At 52.0% G+C, this 12650-nt stretch carries 10 protein-coding genes; all 10 read left to right on the top strand.

Annotated elements, in window-relative coordinates; genetic code table 11:
- The first annotated feature begins 17 nt into the window (after nt 1-17).
- The 10 genes from lepA to mtaB all read left to right on the top strand — a co-directional run bounded on the left by lepA (nt 18) and on the right by mtaB (nt 12599).
- A complete protein-coding gene (gene lepA / locus HPY81_05290) occupies nt 18-1862 on the top strand; it encodes an elongation factor 4 (protein ID NPV26867.1) in 1845 nt (614 codons plus the stop codon).
- A gap of 14 nt (nt 1863-1876) precedes the next feature.
- A complete protein-coding gene (hemW, locus tag HPY81_05285) occupies nt 1877-3016 on the top strand; it encodes a radical SAM family heme chaperone HemW (protein NPV26866.1) in 1140 nt (379 codons plus the stop codon).
- A gap of 136 nt (nt 3017-3152) precedes the next feature.
- A complete protein-coding gene (gene hrcA / locus HPY81_05280) occupies nt 3153-4184 on the top strand; it encodes a heat-inducible transcription repressor HrcA (GenBank protein NPV26865.1) in 1032 nt (343 codons plus the stop codon).
- 25 nt (nt 4185-4209) lie between these two features.
- Entirely contained in the window at nt 4210-5784 is a 1575-nt protein-coding gene (locus HPY81_05275; GenBank protein NPV26864.1) for a chaperonin, read from the top strand.
- Nucleotides 5785-5826: 42 nt separating this feature from the next.
- Nucleotides 5827-6417: a nucleotide exchange factor GrpE gene (grpE, locus tag HPY81_05270; protein NPV26863.1), complete on the top strand. Its 591-nt coding sequence runs from the start codon at nt 5827-5829 to the stop codon at nt 6415-6417.
- Between the two features lie 23 nt (nt 6418-6440).
- The gene (gene dnaK, locus HPY81_05265) at nt 6441-8267 is read left to right on the top strand and encodes a molecular chaperone DnaK (GenBank protein ID NPV26862.1); all 1827 of its coding nucleotides are present in this window, start codon (nt 6441-6443) and stop codon (nt 8265-8267) included.
- Nucleotides 8268-8367: 100 nt separating this feature from the next.
- Complete coding sequence (gene dnaJ, locus HPY81_05260) at nt 8368-9516, top strand: molecular chaperone DnaJ (protein ID NPV26861.1); 1149 nt, start codon at nt 8368-8370, stop codon at nt 9514-9516.
- 69 nt (nt 9517-9585) lie between these two features.
- A complete protein-coding gene (gene prmA, locus HPY81_05255) occupies nt 9586-10518 on the top strand; it encodes a 50S ribosomal protein L11 methyltransferase (GenBank protein NPV26860.1) in 933 nt (310 codons plus the stop codon).
- 3 nt (nt 10519-10521) lie between these two features.
- Nucleotides 10522-11277, top strand: coding sequence for a 16S rRNA (uracil(1498)-N(3))-methyltransferase (locus tag HPY81_05250; GenBank protein NPV26859.1), 756 nt, complete (start codon nt 10522-10524; stop codon nt 11275-11277).
- Complete coding sequence (gene mtaB, locus HPY81_05245) at nt 11274-12599, top strand: tRNA (N(6)-L-threonylcarbamoyladenosine(37)-C(2))-methylthiotransferase MtaB (GenBank protein ID NPV26858.1); 1326 nt, start codon at nt 11274-11276, stop codon at nt 12597-12599. The genes HPY81_05250 and mtaB overlap by 4 nt, the downstream gene beginning before the upstream one ends.
- Nucleotides 12600-12650: the final 51 nt, after the last annotated feature.

Below are 12650 nucleotides of genomic sequence, written 5' to 3'. Positions count from 1 at the left end.
GGTATTGGTATAATAAAATGATCAAGCAGGACGTTAAGGAGGAAGTGGCAAACGTGGGGGTTAGACAACAAGACAGGATCCGCAATTTTTGTATCATTGCCCATATTGATCACGGAAAATCTACTCTGGCCGACCGGATTTTAGAATATACAGGCGCTCTTTCGGAACGTGAAATGGTCGAGCAGGTGCTTGACCAGATGGATATTGAGCGGGAACGCGGCATCACCATCAAACTGCAGGCGGTTCGGCTGCAGTATCGAGCCCAGAACGGCGAGACTTATATCTTGAATCTGATCGATACGCCGGGACACGTTGATTTTACCTACGAGGTTTCTCGAAGTTTGGCTGCCTGTGAGGGGGCTATTCTCGTCGTTGACGCTTCGCAGGGAATTGAGGCACAGACCCTGGCCAATGTCTATCTGGCCCTGGAGAACGACCTGGAGATTATTCCAGTAATTAACAAGATTGACTTGCCCAGCGCAGAACCAGGACGGGTCAAAAAAGAGATCGAAGAAGTAATTGGCCTGGATGCCAGTGAGGCCATTCTAGTCTCGGCGAAAGCTGGGATTGGGATCGAAGAGGTGTTGGAGGCAGTCGTCAAGCGGATCCCTCCGCCAAAAGGGGAGGAAAATCTGCCGTTACGCGCCCTGATTTTTGACTCTCACTTTGATTCTTACAAAGGAGCGATTTCCTACATCCGGGTAGTGGAGGGTGCCATTACTAAAGGAATGAAGATCAAGATGATGTCTACCAACCGTGTGTTTGAGGTGACCGAGGTAGGGGTATTTACCCCAGCTTTAAAGGTTGTCGATCGCCTGATCGCTGGCGAAGTGGGATATGTAGCGGCCAGTATCAAAAACGTCAAGGACACCAGGGTTGGTGACACGATTACGGATGCTGAGAAACCAGCCGGCGAGCCGTTGCCGGGTTATCGGCAGGTGACTTCAATGGTGTTTTGCGGCCTGTATCCAGTGGAGACCAATGATTACGCTGACCTGAGGGACGCGCTGGAAAAACTAAAGCTGAACGATGCCTCGCTGCGTTACGAACCCGAAACTTCAGCGGCTTTGGGATTTGGCTTCCGTTGTGGTTTCCTTGGCCTCTTACACATGGAGATTGTTCAAGAGCGCCTGGAGCGAGAGTATGGGCTGCAGCTTATCACCACCGCGCCCAGCGTGGTCTACCAGATCGTCAAAACATCGGGAGAGGTTTTAATGGTTGACAACCCGGCCGCTTGGCCGCAAGCGGGGGAAATTCAGGCTGTAAAAGAACCTTACGTCAAGGCGACGATCATGGTCCCGAGTGAATATGTCGGGGCAATCATGGAGCTTAGCCAGGAAAAGAGGGGGACTTTCCTGGATATGCAGTATGTTTCGGTCAATCGGGTAATATTGACCTATGAATTGCCCTTAAGTGAGATTATTTACGATTTTTTTGATCAATTAAAGTCGCGGACCAAGGGGTATGCTTCACTGGATTACGAGTTGACGGATTACAAGGAATCCGACCTGGTCAAGCTGGATATTTTGTTAAATGGCGAGCTTGTTGACGCTTTGTCTTTTATTGTTCACCGGGAACGGGCCTATTACCGGGGCCGGGCCCTGGTAGAAAAACTGCGGGGGTTAATCCCCCGGCAGTTATTTGAGGTGCCGATTCAGGCGGCGATTGGTAATAAGGTTATTGCCCGAGAGACTGTCAAGGCCAAGCGCAAAGATGTGCTGGCCAAGTGCTATGGTGGGGACATCACCCGCAAGCGAAAGCTGCTCGAAAAACAAAAAGAGGGTAAGAAGCGCATGAAGCAGGTAGGGAGCGTGGAAGTGCCTCAGGAGGCCTTTATGGCCGTGCTCAGGATTGACAAATAGGGAGATAGACAGGAATGTCCATTGCGCTTTATATTCACATTCCTTTTTGTTTAAGAAAATGCCAGTATTGCGACTTTTACTCAATTCCCGTGGAGAGCCAGGATATTGATGGTTTTATACAGGCTCTTCGGCGGGAACTAGGGCTTTATGCCGCTCAATTACCCGAGGAAAAACGTCGGCTTCAGTCAGTGTACCTTGGCGGAGGGACGCCGACCTGTCTGAGTACACGAAACCTGGCCTGCCTCTTGGATGACTGCCGCCAACGGTTTGATTGGCTGCCAGAAGCGGAGGTTACCATCGAAGCTAACCCGGGTACGCTTGATCAAGCTAAGCTCGAATATCTGCTTGCGGCCGGGGTTAACCGTTTGTCGCTGGGAGTTCAGACCTTTGACGACCGGTTGCTGCGCAACATTGGACGGATTCACTCGGCGGAGCAAGCTATTGAGGCCTATGAAATGGCCAGTCAGGCCGGTTTCGCCAATATTAATCTTGACTTGATGTACGGTCTACCTGGACAAACCCTAGCGGATTGGGAAAGTACTGTTAAACTGGCTCTGGAAATGGCGCCGGCCCATTTATCGGCTTACAGCTTAAAAATTGAGCCGGGTACTCCCTTTGGTGAACGATATGCGCGCGGCGAATTGTGCCTGCCCGATGAAGATGAGGAAGCAGCTATGTACAAAATCATCATCGACCAGGCGGTGAATCATGGTTATGTTCATTACGAAATCTCGAATTTTGCTCGACCAGGTCGAGAAGCCAGGCATAACCTGACCTACTGGTTGAACCAGGAGTATCTGGGAGTCGGCCCAGCAGCCCATTCCTATGTAGGCGGGGTGCGCTGGGCAAATCTTGCCGATCTTGACGCTTATCGGGCAACTCTGGCCAGCGGATTATTGCCTATCGCGGAAAGAGAAACAATCACTCCAGAACTGGAACGTGCCGAGACCATGTTTCTCGGCCTGCGTTTGCTCCGCGGGGTCAGCCGGTCCGAGTGGTGGCAGCGCTTTGGGCTGACGCTGGAAGAGGCTTATCCGACAGTTATTCCCCGCCTGCTTGCGCAGGGGCTTCTCTCTGATCATGGGGACCGTTTAGCCCTCACCCGGCGCGGGTTATTTATCGCGAACGATGTGTTCGCTGCCTTTTTACCTTAGTTAATCTTTCCAGAAAGCCATATCGCCAGCGCAAAGTATGTCATGCCTTGACAAACTCCCTGTTCAGGTGGTAATTTTTTAGGTAGGAAATATTAGCACTCGAGAACTTGGAGTGCTAACAAAAGGGTGGTTAGGGATGAGAATTGATGAAAGGAAGCAAAAGGTCCTGGCCGCCATCATCAAGGATTATGTGGCGACTGCTGAACCCGTAGGTTCTCGGACCATTGCCCGCAAATATAACCTGGGCGTTAGCCCGGCAACAATCCGCAATGAAATGGCTGATCTGGAAGAGATGGGCTTAATCGAACAGCCGCATACTTCAGCGGGACGGATTCCGTCGCACCGTGGTTACCGTTATTACGTGGATTGTCTCATGGAAAGACAGCAGTTGACCGAAGAGGAAGAGAATTATATCCGCCAGGCTTACATGCGGAAGATGCGTGAGATCGACTCGGTGATCCAGGAAACCAGCCGTCTCTTGTCAGAACTGACCAATTATACTTCCATGGTTCTGTCACCTCAAGCCAGTCAAAGTGAGTTTAAGCACATTGAATTGATTCCGTTCCAGCCGTTAAAGGCTCTGGCTGTCATTATTACGCAGGCGGGTTTCGTGCTGCACCGTATCATGGATATTAGTGAATCGATCACCGCCGAGGATCTCCGGCGGGTGGCCCAGGTTTTTAACAATAAGCTTAAGGGGGTTACCCTGGAAAACCTGAAGAAGAGCGTGTGGCAGGATCTCTATAATGAATTACTGCAACAGAAGCGGCTCTTACGTGAAGTCATGGAATTGTTGCAGGATGCGCTTCAGGAACCAGGCGAAGAGAAGGTGTACCTCGGGGGAACCCTGAACATGCTCAATCAACCCGAGTTTCGAAACGTTGATAAAATCAAGCATATGCTGGCTGTGCTGGAAGAAAATCAGGTTTTGAAATCGGTGTTGGATACGGCTTCGCGAGGAATTACGGTGAAGATTGGCGGGGAGAATAGTTACGAAGAGTTACAGGAATGCAGTGTGATTACTGCTACCTACGAAGTTGACGGAAAAATTATCGGCAAGATCGGGGTGCTTGGCCCGACCCGGATGGAATATTCCAAGGCGGTAAGTATTGTCGATTTTATGACGAAAACGCTGTCAGAAGTTTTGAGCAAGTTTTACGGTATGTGATGGTCAGGGTTAGGAGGTTCTTCTGGTGAGTGTCAAACAAGCAGTAAGCAATAACGCCGAAGTAGACGAGCGCTTAGCCGCTCTCATGACGAATTCCAACGCGATTCGCGCCATCGCCTCGGCGGTTGAGGGGACAATCGGACCCAAAGGGTTAGATACTATGTTGGTCGATAAGTTTGGCGAGGTGGTCATCACTAATGATGGTGTGACCATCTTAAATCTGATGGAGGTCAATCACCCCGCGGCCAAGATGTTGATCAATACCGCCCGGGCGCAGCAGGAAGAAATCGGTGATGGGACTACTACCGCGACCATTCTAGCCGGAGCTCTGGTCAGCGAAGGGGTGGCTCAAGTAGTCAAAGGGGTGCCAGTGGCCCGCGTGATCGAAGGATTACGGGTCGGGGTGCGCAAGGCCCTGACTCTTTTTAAAGAAAAGGCCCGCCCAATTCAAGGAGTGCATGATCCCTTATTGTATAAGATTGCCCTGGTGGCCGGTCGGGGCAACGACGATCTGGCTGAGCTTGTGGTGGAAGCCGTTCAATTGATCGGTGAGGAGAAGCTGAAAGAGCCGGGGTTCAAGCTGTCAGAAACCATAGTGGCTGAAGAAGGCGCGAACAATGAGGTGTTCCTTGGGGTGATCATCAATAAGGAACGCATGAATAAACAGATGCCGAGAGAGTTAAACGATGTCAAGGTTTTAGTGATTGATGATGCCCTGGAACCGGAGGAATTTGAAGATGAGGCCCTGAGTACCGAACTCGGTTTCACCCGGTACCTGGAGCTCCAGGAAGAGTTTAAGCAAAACGTCCACAAGATTGTTGAGTTGGGAGTTAAACTGGTGCTGGTCGACCGGGGAGTTGAGGACATTGCCGAGGAGATCCTCACCGATGCAGGGATCATGGTCATCCAACGAGTGGCCCATAAAGAATTGCGCAAAGCAGCAGAACACACCGGGGCGCGCATGATCAAGCGCACTGGCTTGAAAAAAGACACGGCTGAGATCAGCCGTTATTTAGGAACGGCTCAGCGTGTTTTTGAAGACGAGGAATTGGAGCACGTCCGGATTTTAGGCGGAAACGGTAAACCGATGGCCACCATCCTGGTCGGTGCAGCGACGAGCGAGGTCGTGGGCGAGCGGGAACGGATGGCTAAGGATGCGGCTTCCTCTGTTCAGGCTGCGCTCAAGGGCGGTATTGTTCCCGGCGGCGGGGCGATCGAATTGGCTGTGGCTAGAGAGGTGGCCAAAGCACGCCAAGACGTCCGCGGTATGGCGGCCTATGGAGTTGATTGTGTCACTGAAGCCTTGAAACGGCCGTTTTCGCAGATTGTGAACAATGCGGGATTTAACCCCCTGGAGAAACTGGGAGATGTTCTGGCCGCCCAGGCTGAACAAAACCGGGATTCTTTGGCCATCGATTGTGATACAGGTGAGGTTTGCGATATGGAACAACTGGGGGTGGTTGATCCTGCCCTGGTTAAGTGGTACGCGCTGAAGGCGGCCGGTGAGGTGGCAGAGGCTATTTTGCGGATCGATACAATTATTAAAAAGAAGGAAGAGCAGAACCAAGATCGATCCAACAGTAAAGACGTAGAAATTTAGAAAGCGGGTGAGCCCTTGAACGAGCATAACCATAATTCGGAAATGACGGGAGAAATCCAGCCGGTTGAGGAGACAGCAAGCCAAACTGAGACAACAAAGCAGACTGATGCAAATGAAGTGGCGGCTTCACCAGCCAATGATACGCCAGGGGAAGTGGATGTCGCGCAATTAAAACAGGAGCTGGAGGAGCAGAAGGCTCTGGTCCAGGAATATTATGATCGGTGGATAAGGACCTACGCCGATTTTGAGAACTTCCGGCGGCGATGGCGGACCGAGCGGGAAGAACTGATGAAATACGCGACAGAGCAGTTGGTGACCAGGCTGTTGTCGGTGTTGGATAACTTTGAACGAGCCCTGAAGGCGGCTGAGCAAAGCACTGATGTGCAGAGTTTGGCCATCGGTATCGCCATGGTCCATCGGCAGTTGACCGATATCCTGACCAGCGAAGGACTGAGTGTGGTGGAAGCCGTGGGAGAGGAATTCAATCCCCAAAAACACGAAGCCCTGATGCAGGTGCCAGCCGATGAAAAATATCCCGACAATACGGTGGTTGAAGAATTACAAAAAGGTTATGCCTTTAAAGGCAAAATTATCCGACCGGCCCGGGTAAAAGTGGCCAAAAGTAAAGAATAATATTGGTTGGAGGTTGAGTTAGGATGGGTAAGGTTGTAGGGATTGACCTGGGGACAACAAACTCCTGTGTAGCGTATATGGAAGGTGGCGAGGCGGTAGTAATCCCTAACCAGGAAGGGGCAAGGATTACTCCGTCCGTTGTAGGATTTTCGAAAACCGGTGAACGTCTGGTGGGTCAGATCGCCAAACGCCAGGCGATCACCAATCCCGAACGAACAGTCATGTCGATCAAACGACATATGGGAACCAACTATAAAGTAAGAATAGATGACAAAGAGTATACCCCGCAGGAAATTTCGGCGATGATCCTCCAAAAAATTAAGGCGGATGCTGAAGCTTATCTGGGCGAACCAGTGACCAAGGCGGTGATCACTGTCCCAGCCTACTTTACTGATGCGCAGCGGCAGGCGACTAAAGATGCCGGTAAGATCGCCGGTCTTGAGGTCTTACGAATTATCAACGAGCCGACTGCCGCGGCTTTAGCCTATGGTCTGGATAAGCAGGAAGACCAGACGATCCTGGTGTTTGATCTGGGTGGCGGGACTTTTGACGTCTCCATCCTAGAATTAGGTGACGGGGTTTTTGAGGTTAAGGCCACCAGTGGTAACAACCGTTTAGGCGGCGATGATTTTGACGACCGGATTATCGAGTACCTGGTGTCTGAATTTAAAAAATCCACCGGGGTTGACCTGACGAAAGACCGTATGGCCATGCAAAGGCTGAAAGAGGCGGCCGAGAAAGCCAAGCATGAGCTATCATCGGTGTTGACGACCAACATTAACCTCCCCTTCATCACCGCGACAGCGGAAGGACCGCAGCACCTGGATATCACTCTGACGCGGGCCAAGTTTGAAGAACTGACCCCTGACCTGGTGGAGAAAACGATGGGGCCAACTCGTCAGGCTTTGAAGGACGCAGGACTGGAGCCTAAGGACATTGACAAGGTGATCCTGGTCGGCGGTTCGACCCGGATTCCAGCGGTTCAGGAAGCAATCAAAAACTACCTGGGGAAAGAACCGTACAAAGGGATCAATCCCGACGAAGTTGTTGCTCTGGGTGCTGCCATTCAGGCCGGGGTGCTGGCGGGCGAAGTCAAGGACGTCTTGCTGCTGGATGTTACCCCGCTTTCTCTGGGGATCGAGACGCTGGGCGGTGTCTTTACCCGCTTGATCGAGCGTAACACCACCATCCCAACATCAAAGAGCCAAATTTTCTCAACAGCGGCAGATAACCAAACTAGTGTGAAAATCCATGTCCTGCAAGGGGAGCGGCCAATGGCGGCTGACAACAAGACCTTGGGTCGGTTCATCCTTGATGGTATTCCACCGGCGCCGCGCGGTGTGCCGCAGATCGAGGTCAAGTTTGATATTGATGTTAACGGGATCGTGCACGTCTCAGCCAAGGACCTGGGAACGGGCAAAGAACAGAAAGTCACGATTACTGCCTCGAGCGGTCTATCTGATGCCGAGATCGAAAAGATGGTGAAAGACGCCGAGCGTTACGCGGAAGAGGATAAGAAACGTAAGGAAGCGGTGGAAACTCGGAATCAGGCGGACAGCCTGATCTACCAGACCGAGAAGACGCTGAAAGAATTCCGGGAAAAAGCGGATAAGTCAGAAGTGGAAAAGATTGAGAAGGCTAAAGAAACCTTGAAAGAAGCGGTCAGCAAAAACAATACCGATGACATCAAGAAGAAGATGGAGGAACTGACAACCGTTCTTTATGAGTTTACCTCTAAGATGTATCAGCAGGCTGGCGCGGCTGGGGGAGCTAACCCGGGTGGTCAGCATACCCAAAAAGATGAGAAAGTGGTTGACGCTGACTACGAAGTAATGGATGATCAAAAGTAGGTGCACAGGGGGAGGGCTTTTCCCCCTGTCTAGCTATATCAGACCAAATTCGCGATAGACCGGTTAACATATCAAGAATTTGGTGGAAGGTGGTTTATCAATGAGCAAACGGGATTACTACGAGGTGTTAGGGGTCAGCCGGGATGCCAATGAGACAGAAATAAAGAAGGCCTATCGGAAGTTGGCCCGGCAGTACCACCCTGATGCCAATCCCAATGACAAACAGGCGGAAGAGAAATTTAAGGAGATCAACGAAGCTTATGAGGTATTGAGTGATCCCGAGAAACGGGCGCGGTATGATCAGATGGGCCACGCTGCTTTCGGCAACGGGGCCGAGGGCTTTGGGGGGTTTGGTGGCTTTAGCGGTTTTGGCCAGGACATGGGTGGTTTTGGTGACATTTTCGATATGTTCTTTGGCGGCGGATTTGGGAGTGCCAACCGCCGGACCGGGCCGCAGCAAGGGGCCGATCTGCGCCTGGACCTGGAGCTTACCTTCGAGGAAGCGGCCTTTGGCGTCGAAAAGGATGTGGAAATACCCCGTCTGGAGAAATGTCCAGCCTGTGGTGGTTCCGGGGCAGAACCTGGCACTCATCCGGCAACCTGCCCGGCTTGTAAGGGAACCGGTCAGATCAGGACGACCCAGCGGGCCGCTTTTGGCATGCAGTTTCAGAGTGTGCGCACCTGTCCCAAGTGTCATGGCGAAGGCAAGATCATTGAATCACCGTGCAAGGAGTGTCGTGGTCAGGGGCGGGTTCGGCGCGTCCGCAAGATCCATATTCGGGTTCCTGCTGGGGTGGATACGGGATCACAGTTACGGATGGCCGGAGAAGGTGAACCCGGACTACGGGGCGGACCGCCCGGCGATTTATACGTCTATATCCAGGTGAAATCTCACCCGTTCTTTGAACGTGACGGTGATGATATTTTGTGTGAGATTCCGATTTCTTTTGTGCAAGCTGCCCTGGGGGGTGAGATTGAAGTACCGACTCTGGAAGGAAAGGCCAAACTGCGGATCCCAGAAGGTACTCAGACGGGCACGTTTTTCCGGCTGCGCGGGAAAGGAATTCCCAACCTCCGTGGTTATGGCCGAGGTGATCAGCACGTTAAGGTGGTCGTGCAAACCCCGACCAGGTTGACCGAGAAGCAGCGGGAACTGTTACGGCAATTTGCTGAAGCCGGTGGTGATGAAGTGGCCGAGAACCAGAATAAGAAAAGCTTTTTCGGTAAGGTTAGGGATGCATTTATGTGATTTTAGTTTATTTATACTGTGTTTTGGTTATCCTGGTTTATACAATAAACTTAAGGAGTGACAACCCGCATGAAATGGCAAGAAGTCAAGGCAACCACGACCCACGCGGCGGCTGATGCAGTCGCTAACTTATTTTACGAGTTAGGTTGTCAGGGGGTGGTGGTTGAGGACCCCCTGCTAGTGGCTGAATACATCAAGCATGCGGGTTGGGATTATCACGCCCTGCCGCCCGAAATGCTGCAGGGTGAGAATGTGCTGATTATTGGTTACTTTCCAGTTGATGAATGTTTAGAGGAGCGATTACGTACCCTCCAGGAGGCAACGGAAAAATTTCCCCAGCTGGTCGAGGGTTACTGGTTTGAACTGTGTTTGAACGAGGTCGAAGAGGAGGACTGGGCCCATGCCTGGAAGGCTCACTACAAACCAACCCGGGTTGGCCGCCGTTTGGTCATTAAGCCTTCCTGGGAGGAGTACCATCCCCAGTTGGCGGAGGTGGTGATTGAACTTGATCCCGGCATGGCCTTTGGTACAGGGACGCATCCAACAACTGTGATGTGCTTGAGAGCGATTGAGTATTATCTGAAGGCCGGTGACCGGGTAATTGACGTGGGGACCGGGTCCGGCATCCTGGCCATTGCTGCGGCGAAGCTGGGAGCAAGTTGGGTTTTAGCCGTTGATGCTGATCCCGTGGCTGTTAGTGTCGCGGAAGAAAATGTAGCACGTAACGGTGTTGGAGAAATAATCAAAGTCCAGTCAGGGGATTTATTAAAAGGGATTACCGAATCAGTTGATGTTATTGTAGCCAATATCATTGCCGACGCGATTATCGCTCTGAGCGAGTCAGCCAATCAACTCTTGAACCACTCGGGAATATTCATCACCAGTGGTATAATTATTGACCGGTTGGAAGATGTGGTCACCCATTTGCAAGCAGGTAATTTTACCATTCGGGAGATCAACCAGGAAGGGGAATGGGTGACGGTGGTGGCTGAAAAGGAGTAGACCATGCACCGCTTCTTAGTTTTGCCGACTGATATTACACCAACCGAGGTCCGGATCAGTGGGGATGAACTCAACCACCTAACCCGTGTGCTGCGGCTGGGCCCCGGTGATGAGGTGGAGGTATTTGACGGAGTAGGCAATGCCTATCTGGTTAAACTTACTCATCTTTCTGCGCAGGAAGCGGCGGGACAAATCATCCGGCTGCTTGATCGGAAAACAGAACCACCTATTCAGGTCGTGTTGGTTCAGGGATTGCCCAAGGGTGACAAGATGGACCTGATCGTGCAGAAGTGCACTGAGCTTGGGGTTACCAGGATTTTGCCGGTCGAGACCGAGCGAGTAGTCGTCAGGTTGACGCCAGAGAAGGGTCGAGAACGGCAGCGGCGCTGGCAGAGGATTGCCCTGGAGGCGGCGAAACAGTGCCGCCGTGACCGGGTTCCGGTTATTGAACCAATCACTACTTGGGCGCAGGCCCTCCAAAATCTGCCTGACTCGGTTTGGGGGCTTTTGCCCTGGGAGGAGGAACGAAGGTGTGGCCTGAAGTCACTGCTCCGGCAAACGGGTCTAACCCCAAAATTAGTTTACGTCTTTATCGGGCCAGAGGGGGGCCTTTCCTCTTCTGAAATTGAGGCGGCCATAAGCGCTGGCGTAATTTGCGTTTCCCTGGGGCCAAGGATCTTGCGGACAGAGACGGCAGGGCTGGCCGCGTTAACCATGATCCTTTATGAACTGGGAGACCTGGGAGGTTGGCGGCCATGACAGACAAGCGGGTAGCCATTCACACCCTGGGCTGTAAGGTTAACCAAACTGAATCAGAGGCTATGCTGGGATTGTTCCAGAAGCGCGGCTATACCCCAGTTGACTGGCGGGAAGAAGCTGATGTTTATGTGATCAATACCTGTACGGTTACTCACCTGGGAGACCGAAAGTCCCGGCAAATGATCCGCCAGGCGATTAAACGAAATCCTGCGGCCAAGATTGTGGTCACTGGCTGTTATGCTCAAACTTCCCCGGGAGAGGTTCTGGCTATTCCCGGGGTTGACCTGGTGATCGGAACTCAAGATCGGGGCCGGCTTGTGGAATTAGTGGAACAGGCGCAAAAAGGACAAGCCCCGTTAAATTTGGTGGCGGATATTACCCAGCGGCGGGAGTTTGAAGAGCTTCCCCTGGAGAGTTTTGTCCACCGCACGCGGGCCTTCGTCAAAATTCAGGATGGCTGCAATCAATTTTGCAGTTACTGCATCGTACCATACGCCCGTGGCCGGGTCCGGAGCCGTCAGCCCGACCAGGTAATCGCTGAGCTTCAGCGCCTGGTGCAGATGGGTTTTGCCGAGATTGTTTTGACGGGTATCCATACCTCGGCTTATGGCCAGGACCTGGGGGAAGGAGTAAACCTGGGAAGTTTGCTTTGGCGAGTGCTGACTGAGGTTCCTGCTTTACCCCGTTTGCGCCTGAGTTCGCTTGAGCCGACGGAGATCACTGATGAATTGATTGAGCTGGTCGCGGACAATCCAGTACTTTGCCGCCATTTTCACATTCCGCTGCAAAGCGGGCATGATGAAATCCTCTTCAAGATGAATCGTCACTATACCACACGAGAGTACCAGCAGTTAGTAGATAGAATTCGGGCCGTCATCCCCGGGGTAGCTATCACCAGTGACGTGATCGTGGGTTTTCCCGGGGAAACTGAAGTCCATTTTTCGCAGAGTCTACAGTTTATCGATGAATTAAATTTCTCCGATTTGCATGTCTTCAAATACTCACCCCGGGCCGGGACCCGGGCGGCTAAGTTTCCCAACCAGGTGGCACCCCAGGTCAAGGAAGAGCGTAGCCAGCGTTTGATCGCGCTGGCCCGTGAAGAAGCCCACCGCTTCGCGCAGGCGTTCCTGGGACAAACGCTTACTGTGCTGCTTGAGGAGCAAACTGACCCGGCTGGGTGGGTAGGTTATACCGATAATTACTTGCGGGTGGTGCTGCCAGCGATTGATGAACGAGATTTGCGTGGCCAGTTGGTCAGCGCAACCCTGGAGAGGATCGAAGATGATAAGATTATTGGTCGATATAAAGATGTGGGCAAATAAATAATAAAGATTACTTTATTTGGAAGGAATTTAACCGCTTTTGCCGAATAT

Source organism: Bacillota bacterium (assembly GCA_013178045.1).
GTDB lineage: Bacteria > Bacillota > Ch66 > Ch66 > Ch66 > Ch66.
The sequence above is the reverse complement of the archived record's forward strand: the minus strand, read 5'-3'. Positions and strand labels throughout refer to the sequence as shown.